The 17,436-nt window shown below is 69.4% G+C and carries 14 protein-coding genes and 1 pseudogene; 10 read left to right on the top strand and 5 right to left on the bottom strand.

Going from position 1 to position 17,436, the window contains the following annotated elements:
• Positions 1-19 precede the first annotated feature (19 nt).
• The 3 genes and pseudogenes from QEG98_RS13555 to QEG98_RS13545 all read left to right on the top strand — a co-directional run bounded on the left by QEG98_RS13555 (position 20) and on the right by QEG98_RS13545 (position 2,969).
• A pseudogene (locus QEG98_RS13555) lies at positions 20-1,669 on the top strand (hypothetical protein).
• 92 nt (positions 1,670-1,761) lie between these two features.
• The gene (locus QEG98_RS13550; RefSeq protein WP_316567011.1) at positions 1,762-2,241 is read left to right on the top strand and encodes a hypothetical protein; all 480 of its coding nucleotides are present in this window, start codon (positions 1,762-1,764) and stop codon (positions 2,239-2,241) included.
• Positions 2,166-2,969 (top strand): hypothetical protein, encoded by an 804-nt coding sequence (locus QEG98_RS13545; RefSeq protein WP_316567010.1) that lies wholly within the window; start codon positions 2,166-2,168, stop codon positions 2,967-2,969. Before QEG98_RS13550 ends, QEG98_RS13545 begins: the two co-directional genes overlap by 76 nt.
• Positions 2,970-2,994: 25 nt before the next feature.
• Here the strand turns inward: QEG98_RS13545 and QEG98_RS13540 are convergent, their stop codons facing one another.
• The 3 genes from QEG98_RS13540 to QEG98_RS13530 all read right to left on the bottom strand — a co-directional run bounded on the left by QEG98_RS13540 (position 2,995) and on the right by QEG98_RS13530 (position 7,720).
• A complete protein-coding gene (locus tag QEG98_RS13540) occupies positions 2,995-3,741 on the bottom strand; it encodes a hypothetical protein (protein WP_090489233.1) in 747 nt (248 codons plus the stop codon).
• 216 nt (positions 3,742-3,957) lie between these two features.
• Positions 3,958-6,414 (bottom strand): serine/threonine-protein kinase, encoded by a 2,457-nt coding sequence (locus QEG98_RS13535; RefSeq protein WP_316567009.1) that lies wholly within the window; start codon positions 6,412-6,414, stop codon positions 3,958-3,960.
• 205 nt (positions 6,415-6,619) lie between these two features.
• The gene (locus QEG98_RS13530; protein WP_316567008.1) at positions 6,620-7,720 is read right to left on the bottom strand and encodes a hypothetical protein; all 1,101 of its coding nucleotides are present in this window, start codon (positions 7,718-7,720) and stop codon (positions 6,620-6,622) included.
• Between the two features lie 377 nt (positions 7,721-8,097).
• Between QEG98_RS13530 and QEG98_RS13525 the strand changes: the two genes are divergently transcribed.
• From QEG98_RS13525 to QEG98_RS13510, 4 genes are all read left to right on the top strand, one after another.
• Positions 8,098-9,969 carry an Ig-like domain-containing protein gene (locus QEG98_RS13525; RefSeq protein WP_316567007.1) on the top strand — a complete coding sequence of 624 codons (1,872 nt, stop codon included), beginning with the start codon at positions 8,098-8,100 and terminating at the stop codon, positions 9,967-9,969.
• Positions 9,970-10,003: 34 nt separating this feature from the next.
• Positions 10,004-10,825, top strand: coding sequence for a glycerophosphodiester phosphodiesterase (locus QEG98_RS13520; protein ID WP_316567006.1), 822 nt, complete (start codon positions 10,004-10,006; stop codon positions 10,823-10,825).
• 11 nt (positions 10,826-10,836) lie between these two features.
• On the top strand, positions 10,837-11,574 hold the full coding sequence (locus QEG98_RS13515) for a deoxynucleoside kinase (RefSeq protein ID WP_316567005.1): 738 nt from the start codon (positions 10,837-10,839) through the stop codon (positions 11,572-11,574).
• 125 nt (positions 11,575-11,699) lie between these two features.
• Positions 11,700-12,218 (top strand): acyl-CoA thioesterase, encoded by a 519-nt coding sequence (locus tag QEG98_RS13510; protein ID WP_316567004.1) that lies wholly within the window; start codon positions 11,700-11,702, stop codon positions 12,216-12,218.
• A 78-nt stretch (positions 12,219-12,296) separates the two neighbouring features.
• Here the strand turns inward: QEG98_RS13510 and QEG98_RS13505 are convergent, their stop codons facing one another.
• Positions 12,297-12,686, bottom strand: coding sequence for a HesB/IscA family protein (locus QEG98_RS13505; protein WP_090489251.1), 390 nt, complete (start codon positions 12,684-12,686; stop codon positions 12,297-12,299).
• An 81-nt stretch (positions 12,687-12,767) separates the two neighbouring features.
• Between QEG98_RS13505 and moeB the strand changes: the two genes are divergently transcribed.
• Positions 12,768-13,934, top strand: coding sequence for a molybdopterin-synthase adenylyltransferase MoeB (moeB, locus tag QEG98_RS13500; RefSeq protein WP_316567003.1), 1,167 nt, complete (start codon positions 12,768-12,770; stop codon positions 13,932-13,934).
• Between the two features lie 12 nt (positions 13,935-13,946).
• Entirely contained in the window at positions 13,947-14,279 is a 333-nt protein-coding gene (locus tag QEG98_RS13495) for a rhodanese-like domain-containing protein (protein ID WP_316567002.1), read from the top strand.
• A 15-nt stretch (positions 14,280-14,294) separates the two neighbouring features.
• Here QEG98_RS13495 and QEG98_RS13490 read toward each other — a convergent pair whose 3' ends face one another.
• On the bottom strand, positions 14,295-16,589 hold the full coding sequence (locus QEG98_RS13490) for a serine/threonine protein kinase (protein ID WP_316567001.1): 2,295 nt from the start codon (positions 16,587-16,589) through the stop codon (positions 14,295-14,297).
• Positions 16,590-16,843: 254 nt separating this feature from the next.
• On the opposite strand from QEG98_RS13490, the gene QEG98_RS13485 reads away from it, so the two are divergent.
• On the top strand, positions 16,844-17,305 hold the full coding sequence (locus QEG98_RS13485; protein ID WP_090489259.1) for a hypothetical protein: 462 nt from the start codon (positions 16,844-16,846) through the stop codon (positions 17,303-17,305).
• The last annotated feature ends 131 nt before the right edge of the window (positions 17,306-17,436 follow it).

Genomic DNA, 17,436 nt, shown 5'->3' with positions numbered 1-17,436 from the left:
AAGGCCGACAGCCATACCTTTGTCTACCTGGAAAACAGGCGCTGGCCGGGTTGCAAGGACGGCTCGCCGTGCAGGGAGGCGCCGCGTACAGTCCGCGCCGTCCGTGACGCCCCGACACTCCCGCCTCGTCCATGCCGCCGCGCTCGTCCTGGGGGTGCTCCCCCTGTGGGTGTCGCGCCACCTGCCCCTGGTGGACCTGCCCCAGCACCTGTACCTCATCTCCGTCCTGCACCGGCTGGATGACCCCACCACGCTGTACCCGCAGCTGTTCGCCGCGCGTCACGCGCTGACGCCGTACCTGGGCTACTACTACCTGGTCAGCGGCCTCAACTGGCTGCTGCCGCTGGAGATGGCCAACCGCGTCTTCCTCTCCGCCTACGTGGTGGGCCTGCCGCTCAGCCTCGGATTCCTGCTGCGCAGCCTGGGCCGGCCCACCTGGCCCGCCCTGCTGGCGCTGCCCTTCGCCTACGGCGACAGCTTCAACTGGGGCTTCATCAACTACTGCGCCGCGCTGCCGCTGACGTTGCTGTGCTGCGGCCTCTTCGTGCGGACGCTGGAGGACACGCCTCGCCGCCGGACGTGGGGCATCGGGTTGGCGGTGTGCCTGGTGGCGGTGCTCCTCTTCCACGTGCAGGCCTTCGGCTTCCTCGCCTTCGGGCTGCCCTTGCTGCTGCTCACCACGCGCGTGCCCGAGGACGCACAGGCCCGGGGGCTCGCCGCGCGGCTGCGGCCTCGCGTGCCCGCGCTGCTGGGGGTGGTGCCCGGCGTCGCGCTGTTCCTCGGCTGGGTGGTGCTTCGCTTCGGCGAGCCCGCGGACATCCAGCCCGGGGTGCCCTGGAAGGCGTGGGGGCCCACGTTCTCTCCACAGAACCTGGCGTGGAAGGGCTTCGAGCAGAACCGCGCCGAGTTCTTCCAGGTGCTCGCCAACACCTTCCGGGATGGCTCGGACCGGTGGGCCCTGTACGCCGTCGGCGTGGTGGCGGTAGCGGGCTGGGTCGCGGGGCTGCTGCGGCCGGAGCGCTCCGCCACCCAGGGCCTGGTGGCGCGCTCGCGGCTGATGGGGCTGGGCCTGCTGGCCCTGGCGCTCTACTTTCTGCTGCCCTTCGACATCCGCGGTTACGTCTACTACCTCAACACGCGCTACGCGCACCGCCGCTGCCCTCCTGGTGGCCACCGTCCCGGCGGCCATTCCCGCGTGGCGCAGGCCCCTGCGCGTCGCCGCCCTGGCGTGCGCACTGGTGCTGGCCTTCGTCATGGCGCGCGGCTACCGCGCCTTCTCTCGAGAGGCGCAGGCCGAATGGGGGCCGCTGGTGGCCGCCACCGCCCCACGCCCCCGTGTCATGGGGTTGATGTTCGACCCCAGCTCCCGGGTGGTGCGACAGCCCGTCTTCATCCACAGCGCGGCGGTGCTGGCCCGGGCGCGCGGTGGCGTGCCCAACTTCACCTTCGCGTCCACGCCGCACTCCCCGCTGCGCTACACCGGCGAGGAGCCCCCACCTTCCCCTCCGAGTGGCGGCCGCAGCAGATGGACTACGAGCGGCAGGGCGTCTGGTACGACCACTTCCTCGTACGCGGTGCGTCACCGTCGCGAGTGTTCGGTCCGCGGCTCCCATCCGAGCTGGCCGTGGTGGCGGAGCCGGGCAAGAGCGCGCTGGTGCGCCGGCGCTGAGTCCTCCGCCGCTCGCGGCACTGTGACCTGGTGGGCGCAATCCCCGCGCGGGGCATGCCCCGGGGCGGGCGCCGTGCAGTAGAAGGTCCGGTATGAGTTCCTCCTCTTCGGACCCTCGCTCCCTGCTGGATGCCTTGCGCTCCGGCGCGCCGCTGCCCGCCTTTCCCGCCGAAGCGGTGGAGTCCGCCCGCGCCCTGGCGCGCGACGTGTCCCAGGCCGCCCTCGCCCGCGTGGAGGCCCTTCCGGAGCCCCTGGCCCTGGCCGTGCTCGAGGCTGCTGTGTCGGACGGGCACACCGTCCTGCCGGAGGCCCTGGCGTCCTCGTCGGTGAAGCCCCTGGTCAAGGCCGCGAAGAAGGCGCTGTACCAGCTTCGCTCGCGCGGCGTCGCCGTGGCCGGGCCCGCGCGTGCCGCCCCGGCCGAGCCGCCCCCGCCGCCGCCCCCGAGGCCCTCAACGCGCTCGCCAGCGCCGTCACCGGTGACGGCGAGCGAGCGCTCGTGCTGGCACGGGTGCTGCGCGGCGCGGGCGTGGAGGTGGTGCAGATGCAGCTGTCCGACGAGCGCGGCGTGGTAGCGCTCCAGTTGGGCGACAGGAATCGCGCCACCTGGCGGAAGCTGGTGAAGGACGGGCTGGCCCATGGCGGCATCGTGGAGCTGCCACCAGAGGAAGCCGCGGCCCTGCTGGCCGAGGCCGCCGGCACCAACCTGCGCACCCGCACGCCCTTCCCCAAAGGACTGGACGTGGTGCTGCGCCACTTTGGCGTCCAGCCACAGCAGTCGCCCACCGAGCTGCCGCTGCCCGAGCCCGAGGACCTCCGCCGCGCGCAGGAAGCCGACGTCCTCCACGACACCGTGGAGCTGGCTTCGTGGCTGCCTCCGGAGCCCGACATGCGGGTCCTGGTGCAGAAGATGGACGAAGTGGTGCAAAGCCCCCTGTCGCTGAGCGACGTGCAGCGTCAGGAGCAGCTCCAGGCGGCAGTGCTCGGCGTGGCCCGGGACTTCTTCACCCCCGAGGTGCGCCAGCGCTACGCGCTGCGGCTGTGGCGGATGGCGGACTACTTCGAGCGGAGCAGCCGCCCACGCGAGGCGGACATCGCCCGGGCCGAGGCCCGCCGGCTCTTCCATGGAGCCCAGGAGCCCTTCTCCCGCTTCGCCGAGCGGCTCTTCGAGAAGGTGCTGGCCCTGGTCGCCGCCGCCGGGGCGCGGGCCGGTGCTCGGCCCGGCGCGGACACCGGCCCCGCGGAGGCCGCGCCTGCCCCCACGCTGGAGCGGCGCAGCCCCGGCGGGCTCATCATCCCCTGAGCACAGGGGACCTACGCACGGCCACTCAGGCCGGCGTCACGCGGGCACGCAGGAGCAGGTCCAGATTCTCTCGCTCCCACGCGAGGGCGCGGGCGTAGTCGTGGAACTGCTTCTCGTGCTCCATCAGCTCGGGCGGGTGGATGCAGCGCCGCCCGTCATCGCCCTTCCGCGTCCGGTACACGTGGTGGAGCATCTCGTGGAAGACAATCCACTCCACGAAGTAGCGAGGCACCACCGGCTGGTCCAGCGCCGGGTGGATGCGGATGACCTTCGAGTCCGCGGAGTAGGAGCCCATCTTGATGCTCTTGCGAGGCCCCTTCACCCGCGGCGCCGGGCCGTAGGTGATGGCCGCGTCGATGCGGCCTTCGAAGTAGCGCTCGTTCAGCCGGGCGTAGATGCGCTCCAAATCGTGGTGCTGCCCCACGGGCTCGAGCCGGATGCGCTTGCGCATCTGCGCCGGAGACAGGCGCCGGATGTAGACGCGGTTGCGCTCGATGAACTTGTCCAGCAGCACGCTGGCGTCCGGGTCACCCTTGCGCACGAAGCTGGCGAGCGCCTGCACCACGTCGTCCGGAGCGACCAGGAACATGTGGTGCAGCCGAAGCCGCCACATGGCCCGCTGGCGTTGGAACGTCAGCATGGTGTGCGTGTTGTCGTGAATCTCCAACGCCACCTTCGCGCGCAGGCGCGTGCGCAGCCGGCGTTCGAGCACGCGACGCCAGACCTTCAAGAGCCTGTTGGGCTCGGGGACGAGGGGAACCTGCCGGGCCACCCGGCCGGCCGTGTAACTCCGCTTCCTGATTACGTTTTTCTGACTCTTCGGGCGCGCCATAAGGGTTCCGGATTCTACGGACCCGTCTGACATGTGTAAACGCGCTCGGGAAGGCGAAAGCCCTGGAATTCCAACGACTTAAGGCCACTCAAGCCCACCAGGGCCCACTTGTCCGCCGCTGGGGCAGGATGCCGCATACGCTTCAAACGCCCGATGTCACTGGCGTCGCTTCTTGCATGGAATCTGCAGGACGAGCGGCCCCTCGCTCGCCGGCTCTATGAGGTAGGGTTTTGTACCCTTCGGCTTCCGACGCCCCGGGCACTGGTAGCTCACCCGGATGGGGCCCGCGGGCAGCGAGACCAGGGTGTTGATGGGGAGGCGCTCGCCCCCCTCGCGCCGCAGCACCGTACGGGCGGGGGCATCGAAGCGGACGCTCACCCGAGAGACTTCAGCGGTGGCCGCGAGCGGCGCGTCCGCGTTGGCCTCAGGGGACGCTGTTGCTCGCGGCTCCGGAGGCTTCGCCGATTCAGTCGGCGCCGTCGCTTCCGGGCGTCCGTCGTCTTGCGCCACGGGGGGCGTGTTCGTGAGTGTGGCGGCAGGCAGCGCCTGTCCCGTGGCGGGCCGGACGACGGGTGACGCCGTTCCCCGCGGGTCCAGCGCGCCGACCGACAAGTCCTGAGGCTGCCTCGCCGATGCTCCGTGCGCGCCGCCCCAGAACCACCACGTCAGGCCCATGCCCAGGGCGAGGAGCCCCACGACGCACGCGACCACCAGCGCCACCGGACGCTTGCGCTCGGGCGGCATGGCCCGCGTGTCGGCGGTGAACTCGCCCGAGTCCCCGCCATAGCCCATGGTGGACTCGTCATCGTCCGGATCATCCCGGAGCGTGGGCCGAGGGTCGGTGTACTCCAGCGAGGACTGGCTCAGGTCGGCATGGAGGAAGTCTTCGTCGTCCTCCTCCTTGTGCCGGCCGCCTCGGGACGGCGGCGGGCTCCTCGGTGGCTGCGGCCGCTGATTCACCGTGGCGGGAGTCAGGGAGACGGACTGGGAGAGCTCCAGGTCCAGCGAGAGTGCGCGACGCGGAGGCACCGGCGTGATGGACACGGAAGGAGCCGCGTCCTCCTCCGGCGGAGGGGGCCGGCGCGAGGCCGCCACGTGGGAGGGAGACGACGGGCCGGGGCGACGCGTGCGGGACGGCTCCGCCACGCGCGCGGGAGGAGGCGCCATGTGCGGCGAGGAGCGGCGAGCCGGAGCCGGCGGTGTCGAGGCAGGACGGGATGGAATGTCTCTGGGCCGACTCCGCTGCGGCACGGTGGACTCTCCGTCGCCGATGTCCAGGTCCTCCACCACCGGCGCCGTGGCCCGGTACCCCACGGGCGAGGTGGCGACGGCGGTGGACATCTCCGAATCCTCGTCGTCGTCCTCCGCCTGGAGGGCAGGCAGATCACGCGGGCGCGCCATCAACGTGGCGGGCTCCGGCTCGTCACCGGAGAAGGACACCGGCACCGAGTCCCTGGAGGCGCGGCGAGGCGTGGGCCGAGCGGTGAGGCCGGGCGTGAGCTGCGCGCTGGGCACCGAGGCCAGGTCGGACTCGGGCGTGGTCGAGGACAGGGTGGGGGCGGTGGACTCCAGCACGGACGGGCGCCGCGGCGGCTCGGCGTCCTGGGAGAGCCGAGCGCCCTGCAGTGGCACGGTGGCTTCACGCCGGCCGGGGCCCTTGGCCTCGGGGATGTGGAGGATGGTGCGCTCCTCCTCCTCGCCCAGCAGCCGGCCGATGTACTCCGACACGTCCAGGCTCTGCCGGAGGGTGCCGGAGGCGAGGAAGGCCTCCAGCGCGTCGTGCACCTCCGACGCGCGCTGGTAGCGCAGGGCGCGGTCCTTGGTGAGGCAGCGCATGACGATGCGCGAGAGCGCTGGCGGGTAATCGTCGCGAAGCAGGTGCGGCGGCGACGGGTCCTCGTAGCGGATGGCGTAGAGGATGCCCTCCGTCGTCGGCTTGGCGAAGGGCTGCCGGCCGGTGGTGATTTCGTACAGCATGGTGCCCAGCGCGAAGATGTCCGCGCGGTGGTCCAGCCGCTCCTGCGACACCTGCTCCGGCGCCAGGTAGAGGAACTTGCCCTTGATGACGCCCGGCTTGCTGCGTTCCATGAACGCGCCCGCCTTGGCGATGCCGAAGTCGACCAGCTTGACGCGCCCGTCGTAGCCAATCATCACGTTCTGCGGGCTGACGTCGCGGTGGATCAACTCCAGCGGGCGCCCATCCACGCCGCGGCTGTGGTGCGCGTAGTCCAGGCCGGCGGCCACCTGCGCGCAGATGCGCGCGGCCACGCCATAGGGCACCGTGGCGCCGAACTTGGACTCCTCGGCCATGACGCGCCGCAGGTCCACGCCCTCCACGTACTCCATGGCGATGAAGATGTTGTCGCCCTCCTTCCCCAGCTCGTGCACCTGCACGATGTTGGGGTGGTGGAGCTGCGCGGCGATGCGCGCCTCGTCCAGGAACATCTGGACGAACTCGGGCTCCTCCGAGAGGTACGGGAGGATGCGCTTGAGCACCACCAGTTCGGGGTCCGGCGGCCGCTGGGACAGGAACAGCTCCGCCATGCCTCCCACGGCGAGCCGCTTGATCAGCAGGTAGTTACCGAACGGAATGGCCGTCTGGGGCGAGCTCACGAAGAAAGGCCGTCTGTCTGAAGGTGAATGGACTGGACTTTTCCGGAGCTTACCCACAATCACCGGCTCCTGGGAGCCAGGGACCCGCATCGGTGGGTTCCGGACACCCACCCCGCCTTCCGGGCCCAAAAAGAAGCCGCCCCTCCCCGGGTGGGCGAGGGGCGGCCGAATCAACCGACGAGGGGCACGCCCTCGTCGCGGGCCCTTACTCCGTCTGGGCGCCGGGGGCGGCCGGACGAAGCGTCTCGGGCTCCGTGACCACACCCTGCAGGTCGTCACAACCCTCGGGGTAGAGCACCGTCGTCCACGTGTTCGTCGTGCCGGGAATCACGCCCGCGTCGTTGAAGCAGCTGAACGTGCTGGTGCCACCGTCCATGCAGGGCGCGTGGGTGAAGGTGTCCCACACGCCGCGGATGCCGTCCGGGAAGGTCACGGAGCCACCGTCGTTCACCATCATCCGGTAATCGCAGCGCTGCGTGCCACCATCGGTCGTCGTACCGAAGGTGCTGTTGTTGTTCACGAGCACGCCGCCGGAGACCTCAAAGCCGAAGTGCACGGTGTCTTCACCGCCATCGGGAGTGGCGAGCCGCTTCAGGGCCATGGGGTTGGCGTCCGTGAGCGTCAGCGGTCCCTGGATGTGGACGCGAGCGCCCGCGTGGTCCAGGTTGGGCCGGCCAGAGCCACCATCCGAGTTGCCGAAGCCGTTGTCGATGCTGACCACGATGTCGTTGGGCGGCGTCATCGTGCCCGTCTTGGTGATGACCATCGGGGTGGCTTCGCCGGCGCCGCGGAAGTCGAAGTTGTTCTTCAGGACCTTGCGGTAGCCCTCGCGGTCCCGGAAGCGGCTGTTGTTCTGGACGTAGCCCTGGATGGTCACGACGTCGCCCTTCGCAGGCACGTACGTGGTCGGAGGATCCGTCCGGTACTTCTGGACGAAGATGCCGTCCTGGGCGTTGTTCGGATCAGCCACCCAGAAGTCCGCCGAAACGCCCTTGTCGTTCGAAGAGACATAGGCCACCGTCGTGACGACGACGCCCTCCAGGATGATTTGCGGACGGTCGTCCAGGAGGCGCGCCTCGCGGATGGTCACCGTCTGGACGCCCGCGTCACCCGTGCCCGCGTCGCCCGTGCCCGCGTCACCCGTCCCGGAGTCCGGGCTACAGGTGCCGATGCAGCCCGCATCCGCCTGAGGCGGATCCGTATCGTCGTCACGGCCAGAACAGCCAGCCATGGATGCCATCGTCGCCGCGGTCACCAGCGCCGCCGCGCCTAGCGTCTTGCGCAGTTGCATTTCGAGAATCTCCATTCGTTCCGGCGCCGCGGTTCGTGAACACCGACGCCTGTCGGCCAGGGGGTTGGCGCCTTATACCGGTGCCGCGAGGGGGGCGGCAAGGAAGCCTCCTTGTTGGAGGTGTCGGTCTGGTGAAATCGCGACCCTCCCTGTTGCGCCGAGTGAACGATTCCTGCGACCACGTGTCTGTCGTGAAATCCAGACTGCCGTGATGCACCGTGCGTGTTCGCGAGCCAGCGCGTGGCGCTCACGTCAGCGCTCATCGCGGGCTTGAAGGTCCATGCGGCCGGATTCCCGTCCGGCGATGGGAACACCGCCACCCTCGCCTCATGGCCTGGCTTGCGCCGCACGCGGCATGCCACCATGGAATGCGTCCTGCACTCGTTCACTTCATGACCTCCAAAACGTGTCTCACCGCCCTGCTTGGCTTCGGCGTCCTGACGGCCTGCATCAATGTCCCCGACGTCGTCGAGCCACCGGGACTCCCGGACAGCGGGACGCCCTATGTCAGGCTCCAACTCGCCGGGGGCGCGACCCATGTTCGCGGCACGGTCACCGTCCACATCGAAACCAACGGCGAGTCGCCCGACGACGTCGAGCTCCTGCTCGATGGCGCATCCCTTGGGAACGTCACGGCCCCGACCGAATTCGCATGGGACACCTCGGCGCATACCGAAGGGCAACACTCCCTGACTGCCCGTGTCAGGCTCCAGAACGCGACGTGGCAGAGCGAGCCACTCGTCGTCACCATCGACCGGACACCGCCTACCATCGCCCTGAGAGCGCCGGCCGACGGGGAAGAGGACGTCAGCGCATCCCGCCCCATCCGGGTCGAGTTCTCCGAAGCGCTCCATCCCGACAGTCTCGCCGCATTGAGCGTCGAACTCCTCGTCAACGGTGAAAGCGTCGCCAGGACACTGAGCCTCTCCGAATCCCAGCGGACCCTGGAGATTCAAGCCGGCGTCGAGCTTCCGCTGCCCCGAGCTGTGGAGGTGAAGCTCACCGGTGTCCGGGACCTCGCGGGGAACCCAGTAGTAGAGCCTTCGGTGAGTTGGTCCTGGAACGTCCCTGCGTGGCTCCCTGTCGGTCCCCGCGACGGGCTCGTCATCGAAGAAGGTGCTGCGACCCTGTCACGGCTGGCGCTCAGGGGACACGCTCCGCAAGACGCGGTCGTTGCGTTCCAGGTCGACAACGGCGTGGGGGTACGTCGCTGGACGGGGCAGCGCTGGGAGCGACTGGGCTCCGTCCTGAAGCCCGCCAGCACCACCGCCGACCTCCGGTTCAGCAACGACGGCGAACCGGTCGTTGCCTTCTCCCACTTTTTCAAACGAGTGGACGAAGAACTCAACCCTGTCGACGTGGCCGAAACGGCCATCCATCGCTGGGCGGGCACCACGTGGGAACGCTTTGCACTGACCGCCAGCGACTGGGACACGGCGTGGCCTACGAACTGGCCCGAGCAGCGCGAAGCCCCCTCCTTCGCGTTCGACACAGCGGGGACACCCTTTCTCGCGCACGGAACTGGCGCCTACTCGGGATTCGGCTGCCAGGGTGACGTCCATCTCGCCGTCCAGACACAGAGCGACGGAAACTGGCTTCAAGTCGACAGCCCGTCTCGCGGCGCTCCAGAACAGTGCGGAATCGTCTCCACCCCCACCCTGTCGTTGAACAGCTCGCGGCTCCCGGTCGTCGCCTGGGCTGAAGTCATTCAAGATGGAGGTACGCCGACCCAGGACGCGCGCATCTTCGTCAAGCAACGCACGGCCGTAGGCTGGAACGCGTTGGGCGGAGCCATCAGGCACCACGCTGGTGGCACCTTCGCGTCTCAGCCCGTCTTGAAGGTATCGGCCGCGGACGTGCCTGTCCTCGCCTGGAAGGAATCCAATCCCAGCGGCTCTGGCACAACGGCGACGGACATCCACGTGCGTCAGTGGGAAGACCGCCAGTGGAAGGCACTGGGCGGCCCTCTCAGCGCAGCTCCCGGCAACACCCCCGCGGACAGCCCCGCGCTCGCATTGGACAGCGAGGGCACCCCGGTCATCGCCTGGATCGAAGAAGAGGGCACCGCCAGACGCGTGCACGTCCGGACGTGGACCGGCGACGCCTGGCTGCCGCTCGGCACTGCGCCCAGTGCGATTCCGGAGTCCAACGACGCCGCCACGGTGTCGCTCCAGTTGGATACGGACGGCACCCCCTGGGTGGCCTGGGACGCCAGCCCTGGCGGCGCCCCTGCACGAATCTTCGTCTACCGCTTCAACCGCTAGCCAGCCCCACGCCGCCAGTCGCTACACTGGCGGCATGGCATCCTCTCCCCTCCCCTTCCTCCGCGGCCTGCGGCCCACGCTGCACATCGCCCACCGTGGAGGCGCGGCCGTGGCGCCGGAGAACACACTGGCGGCCTTCCGGCAGGCCGTGGAGCGCTATCGCACGGACATGCTGGAGCTCGACCTCCACCTCACCCGGGACGGGGAGCTCGTCGTTGCCCATGACGTCACGTTGGAGCGCTGCACGGACGGCACGGGCCCGCTGGCCGCGCTCACGCTGGCCGAACTCCAGCGGCTGGACGCGGGCTTTCACTTCACGCCCGATGAAGGCCGCACCTTCCCGTTCCGGGGCCAGGGCGTGCGCATCCCCAGCTTCCGCGAACTGCTGCGCGCCTTCCCCAACCTGCGCCTCAACGTGGAGCTCAAGCCGGATGTCCCCGGCATCGAGGACACCTTCGCCCAGGTGCTTCAAGAGGAAGGCGCCCTGGAGCGGGTGTGCATGGGCAGCGAGCTGGACACCGTGGCCGAGCGGCTGGCGGAGCGTCTCCCTTCCGCCTGCCACTTCTATCCCCGCGATGCGCTCGCGGCCTTCGTCATCGCCCTGCGTGGCGGGGACACGCCGCCGGAGGACCCGCGCTACACCGTGCTCGACATGCCGCTCTACTTCGGTGAGGTCCGGCTGGTGGACACGGACTTCCTCCAGCAGTGCGCGGCCCGGGGCAAGTGGGTCAACGTCTGGACGGTGGATGACCCGAAGGAGATGCACCAGCTCCTGGCGGAAGGCGTCGGCGGCATCATGACCGACCGGCCGGACGTCCTGAGGCAGATCATGGACGACCCCTCGAAGCCGGGATAAGCCCCGGATTCATGCCTCGCACCACCGCTCGTACGCGCTCGAAGCCCGCCCAGGCCGCCCCCGCCCAGGAAGAGGCCCCCGCGACCACCCCGCGTCCCCGCAACACGATGCGCGTCAAGGTGCCCAAGGCGCGGCGCTTCGTGGCGCTGGCGGGCAACATCGGCGCGGGCAAGACGACGGCGGCGAAGATGATCAGCCAGGCCTTCGGCTACGAGCTGTTCGACGAGCCCGTCATCGACAACCGATTCCTGCGTGACTACTACGCGGACATGTCGCGGTGGTCCTTCACGCTCCAGCTCGAGTTCCTCATCCGGCGCGTCGAACACCACGAGCTCATCCATTCGTACCGCCGCAGCTGCGTGCAGGACCGCACCCTGTACGAGGACCCGGAAATCTTCGCCAAGTACCTCCACGGCCTGGGACACCTGACGAACGCGGAGCTGGACCTGTACTACGAGTACTTCCAGCGGCTGTCGCGCCACATCATCCGGCCCGACAAGGTCATCTGCTTCGAGGTCGGCAGCGTGGAGGTGCTCCTCCAGCGCATCCGCACCCGGGGACGCGAGGAGGAGAAGGGCATCCGCCACCAGTTCCTTCGGGGACTCAACGGCTACTACGCCAGCTTCCCCCTGGTGCTGCAGGAGAAGTACGGCGTGGACTGCCTCACCATGGATGTGTCGAAGCAGGACATCCGGCGAGGCCGGGGACGCGAGGAGTTCCTCGACCGCGTCTCCACCTTCCTGGCCTGAGCGCCGCGCCCGCGCCTGTCACCTGCGCGGACATTGTCTGGCCCATCGCGTTAGCGCTTGGGATATCCACCGGATGAACCGGCGCGGCCCGGCCGCAGGCTCCGTCCGACAACCCAAGGTGCGAGATGACCGACCTGAGCGCGAAGAATCCGAAGGACACGGAGGTGGTGATGACCCAGCTCATCCTGCCTCCGGACGCCAACAACCTGGATGCTGCCTTCGGCGGCAAGGTGATGCAGTGGATTGACATCTGTGGGGCCGTGGCCGCGCAGCGCCACTGCCGGCAGGTCGTGGTGACGGCCTCCATGGATGATTTGCACTTCCACGCCCCCATCAAGGTGGGCTGGATCGCGCTGCTGCACGGCCGGGTGCTGGCCGCCTTCCGCACCTCCATGGAGGTGGGCGTCACGGTGCACGCGGAGAACCCGCTCACCGGCGAGCGTCACCTCACCACCAGCGCGCTGCTGACCTTCGTGGCCATCGACAAGGACGGCCAGCGCGTGCCGGTGCCGCCCCTGCTGATGGAGACGGATGCGGACCGCATGGCCTTCCAGGAGGCCCAGACACGCCGGACGCTGCGACTGGCCCGGCAGAAGGAGAACCAGTCCTGGTTGAAGGTGATGACGCCCATCGCGGGTGCCTGACGCACGAAGGCCGGGCGGAGCATCCGCCCCGGCCCGGCCTTCCCGCCCGTGTCACGGGCGCTACCGCGGCGGTGCGGCTCAGGTCGTGAACGACGTGCCGCAGCCGCAGGAGGACTTCGCGTTCGGGTTGTTGAACTTGAAGCCCGAGCCGGTGATGGCGGAGACGTAGTCAATCTCCGTGCCCCCGAGGTACTGGCTGCTCATCGGGTCGGAAGCGATCTTCACGCCGTCCTGCTCCCAGACGGTGTCACCGGCCTTGGACTCCTTGACCAGGTTCAAGTCATAGCCCAGGCCGCTGCAGCCAGCGGGCACGACGCGGATGGAGAAGAAGTAGCCCTCGAAGCCTTGGGCCTTGATGACGCTCTTCACCTGCTGGATGGCGGCGTCCGTGAGGCGCACGGCCACCGGAGTGGCCTGGGAAGCCGGCGAGGCGGCGGGGGCGGCGGAAGTCGTGGGGGTGCTGTCCATATCCATGTCTCCTCTAGGGGACTTATAACGCCCGGGCCCGGAAAATCCATGGGCCCAGCCCCTGGGTTATATGCATCCGACATGGCTCGGACCTTCCAGACGCTGCTGGCCGGAGTGAAACAGGAGATTCGCGAGGTCTCCGTGGACGACGTGAAGCGGCTGCTGGACGCCCGGGCCTCCGTGCGGCTGCTGGACGTCCGGGAAGCGGACGAATACGCCGGTGGCCGGCTGCCCGGCGCCCTCCATATTCCCAGGGGTTATCTGGAGCTGCGCATCGAAAGCCAGGTCCAGCGGGACGAGGAGCTGGTCGTCTACTGCGCCGGAGGCACCCGCTCCGCCCTGGCCGCCAAGACGCTGAAGGAGCTGGGGTACGAGCGTGTGTCCTCCCTGGCCGGCGGCTACAACCGGTGGAGTGACGCCGCCCTGCCAGTGGAGAAGCCCTTCGTCCTCACCGCGGAGCAGAAGGAGCGCTACCGCCGCCACCTGAGCCTCCCCGAGGTAGGTGAGGCGGGCCAGGCCAAGCTGCTTCAAGCCCGCGTCCTGCTGCTGGGCGCTGGCGGACTGGGCTCACCGGCGGCGCTGTACCTCGCGGCCGCAGGCGTCGGAACACTGGGCATCGTCGACTCGGACGTGGTCGACCTGAGCAACCTCCAGCGGCAGGTCATCCACACCCGCGAGCGTCAGGGCCAGCCCAAGGTGGCCAGCGCCCGAGCCGCCATCGAGGCGCTCAATCCAGACGTGAAGGTGGTGGGCTTCGAGGAGCGCCTCACCTCGCACAACGTGTTGACGATTCTGGAGGGCTTCGACCTGGTGCTGGATGGCGGGGACAACTTCCCCACGCGCTATCTGCTCAATGACGCGTGCGTCATGCTCGGCAAGCCCAACGTCCACGGCTCCATCTTCCGCTTCGAGGGCCAGGTGACGTCCTTCGTCCCCGGCCAGGGCCCCTGCTACCGCTGCCTCTACCCCGCCCCGCCCCCGCCCGAACTGGCGCCCTCATGCGCGGAAGCCGGCGTCCTGGGCGTGCTGCCCGGACTCATCGGTCTGCTCCAGGCCACCGAGGCGCTCAAGCTCATCCTCGGCCAGGGGGAGCCCCTGGTGGGGCGACTGCTGACCTTCGACGCGCTGGGCACCCGCTTCCAGGAGCTCAAGCTGCGTCGGGACACACAGTGCCCCGTGTGCGCGCCGGGCGCGAAAGTGGAGCTCATCGACTACGAGCGCTTCTGCGCCGCCCCCACGCCCGCCTGAGGACGTCACGCCATGCCCATCCCCGAGATTACCCCCACCCGCCTCGCCGAGATGCTCGCCGGCCCCGCGGAGTCCCGCCCCGCGCTGCTCGACGTGCGTTTTCCCACGGAGAATGCGTGGGTGGCCCTGCCGGATTCGCTGCTGATTCCCCTGCCTGAATTGGAAGAGCGCGCGGATGAACTGGAAGCCCTGCGCGGCCGGCCCGTGGTGGTCTACTGCCACCATGGCGTGCGCAGCCTGGACGGCGCGGCCTACCTGATGTCGCTGGGCATCGACGCGGTGTCGCTGCGAGGCGGCATCGACCTGTACTCCCTGCAGGTGGACCCCAGCCTGCCCCGCTACTGACGGGGCAGCACGCCGCTAGCCCACGAAGGCGGACAAGTCTTCGGTCTGCTTGTTGATGAGGCCGGGCTTGATTTCGACCTCGAACATGAAGGGCTCCTTCAGGGGCCCGCCCTGCAGCTCCAGCTTGTGGCGGCCCTCCATGAGGTCGAGCTTCATGCCCTTGTTGCCCAGGTAGGTGCCCTGGTCCTGGCCATTGCGCTTCACGGAGATACCGCGCAGACCGTCCGGCTTCAGCGTCAGCTGGAGCTGGCCCCGGCGGAACTCGTAGGTGAAGGACTTGGCCTGACCGGGCTCACCGAAGGCGAGCGTGTCGACCTCCTCCTTGTAGATGCCCTGCTGCTCATTCACCAGGATGAGCGTGTCCTGGAGATGGACGCCCGTCGCATTGACGAGGGGGGTCTCCCCCAGCTCCGTCACCGGCTGCGGACTGCCGCAGCGTTCGGTGTGGCGCACCGAGACCTTCACCTTCTCGTTGGTGTTGACCGACAGCGTCACCGACTGCCCGTCGGAGGCGCGGCTGTTGAGCACCGAGAGGATGGGCTTGTGGAACACCACCCCCACGGCCACCAGCCCCACGATGAACCCGACGGTGGCGATGTTCCGCTTGGCCACACCCGCGCGAGCGCTCCGCGCGGACTTCTCCAGCGCCCGGTCCACCTCGGCGTCCTCGGCGCGCGAACGCGACAGGGCGACGCTCGACGTCCGCGAACGCGGCGGGGGCGACGGCATCTCCGCGCGGCTCGACGTGCGGCGGCGCGGCGAAGCCTCGGAGGGGTGGATGCCGGAATGCATCCCGGTCCGGCGGCGCGGAGGCGGCGCGGGCTCCGGCGGCGGAAGCATGGTCCGCTCGTCGTCCAGCTCCTCGTCCTCCATCCGGGTGCGCTCATCGACCGCCGCCATGCTCGCGCGCGAGCGGGACGGCGGCGGCCCCGGATCCTCCACGATGGGGGCGGCGCGCGTGGCGGAGCGGCGAGGCGGGGGCGGGTCGCCCACGCCGGTCCGGCTCAGGTCCGAACGAGAGCTCGTCCGCGCAATCTGCGTGGAGTTGGGGTTGGACGGACGGCGAAGCTCCGCGGACGTCCTGCTCCGGCGCGGCGGCGGGGCCTCCTCGATTCCGGACGGCGCATCCCACTCCCCCTGCTCATCGGGCTCCACCGCGGGCACCGCGGCCGAGGTGCGCCGGGGCCCCATGGACGTGCGGGAAGACGAGCCGCGCTGGCGCTCGCGAACCGAGGCCTCGCCCGGAGGCGCCTCCCAGTTCATGTCCGCGGCGGCGGAGGTGCGGCTGCGGCCACGCTCCTGCGGCGGCGGCGTGGGCGGCATGGGCGTGCCGGAGTTCGCGGAGTCCTCGCCCACGGGAACCACCTGGCCCTGGGCCTTCTCCTCGGCCAGACGGTCGGCGAAGAGCGTCTCCATCAGCTCGGAGATCTGCACCGAGCCGGCCACCCAGCGCTGCCCGACGAGAATCTCTTCCAGCGCCATCTGGAACTGGCGCGCGTCCCGGTAGCGGTCGTCCGAGTTCTTCGCGATGGCCCGCATCACCACCGGGTCCATCTCCTCCGGAACGTCCGCCACCTGGGAGGGCGCGGCGATGGCGCACTCCATGGCGGCCTGCAGCGTGGCCAGCTCCGAGTCGCGCTTCAACGGACGCACGCCCGTGAGCAGCTCGTAGAGCACCAGGCCGATGGCGAAGATGTCCGCGCGCCCGTCCAGCGGCTTGCCGGCGGCCTGCTCCGGCGCCATGTACGCGAACTTGCCCTTGATGGCGCCCGACTTCGTGAGCGACGCCTGATCCGCGGCCTTGGCGATGCCGAAGTCCACCAGCTTCACCGAGCCATCGAAGCTGATCAGGATGTTCTGCGGCGAGATGTCGCGGTGCACCACGCGCAGGGGCCGGCCCGCGTCATCCGTGCGGCTGTGGGCGTAGTGCAGGCCCTCACAGGCGGCGGCGACGATGCGAATAGCCAGCGGCCGCGCCACCCACTGCCCCGTGCTGGCGGCCTTGCGCATCACCCGGCCCAGGTCCTCGCCGTGGATGAACTCCATGGCGATGTAATAGGTGCCGTTGGCCTCGCCGAACTCGTAGACCTGGGCGATGTTCGGATGATTGAAGCGCGCCGCAATCAGCGCCTCGTTCCGGAACATCTCCACGAACTCACGGTCCTCCGCGAGGTGCGGGAGGATGCGCTTCACCACGAGGTTCTTGTGGAACCCCTCGATGCCCGTCTGGCGCGCCAGCCAGACCTCGGCCATGCCGCCCGTGGCGAGCTTCTTAAGAAGCTGATATTTCCCGAATGATTGAGGGTTCATCCCGGGACATTGCCGGCGGGGAGCAGGCTCAGGTGGAATGCAGCAGGGCAGCGCATCTTAGAGGACAGGCACTTCGGAGGCAAAGGCACCCCGGATTCAAATCCGGATGGGCACTGATCGCCAGCCTCCTCATTGCAACTACCACGGTTGCGGCTCCCGCGAACGATCAGATTCGTGTCGAACGCCGTGGGGACGTTCTGGAGCTCCGCTGGTCCGACGCGGAGGAGCGCCTCCAGGGGACCCTCCACCCCGCCATGCCAACAGAGGGAGAGCCCATCTCCGTGTCGTTGCATGTAGGCAATTTCGAGGGTCCCGAATTCGACGGCCCCCTCACCGTCACCTTCCACCCCACCGGGTCGCCTTCCCAGCAGACGAAGACGCTGACGCGGGACGGGGTCAACTGGCACACCCAGTTCACTCCGGACCAGCCCGGCCCCTGGGACCTGGAGGTGCGATACCGAGGGACCCACCTGAAGGTGATCACCGCGCGCTTCTCCGTGGCCAGCTCGCCCCTGCCCCGCGGCATGGGCTGGGTGTTGATTCTGGTGGGTGCCGGCACGGCGCTGGCCCTGGGCCTGCGCAACGTCCTGCGGCGCGTGAAGTCGTCCGGATCCACCCCTGGGGCAACGGAGACTCCGCCCCCACCTGCGGCGCCCTCCACGCCGGAAGCGGGCAGCGTCCCCACCCCACCGGCCGATCCTCCGTCCGGGCAGTAACTCCTTCCAACCGACGGGCATTCGTACAGGGTCGCCTGCCGCGACATTGGGAACTTCCGTTCCCTGTCACGGCAACGTGACGACCAGGTCACTGCTTTTCTGCGCCGTCGGGCCCGCTTTTCGTCCGGAAC

The sequence above is a fragment of the Myxococcus sp. MxC21-1 genome (assembly GCF_032612255.1).
GTDB lineage: Bacteria > Myxococcota > Myxococcia > Myxococcales > Myxococcaceae > Myxococcus > Myxococcus virescens.
The sequence above is the reverse complement of the archived record's forward strand: the minus strand, read 5'-3'. Positions and strand labels throughout refer to the sequence as shown.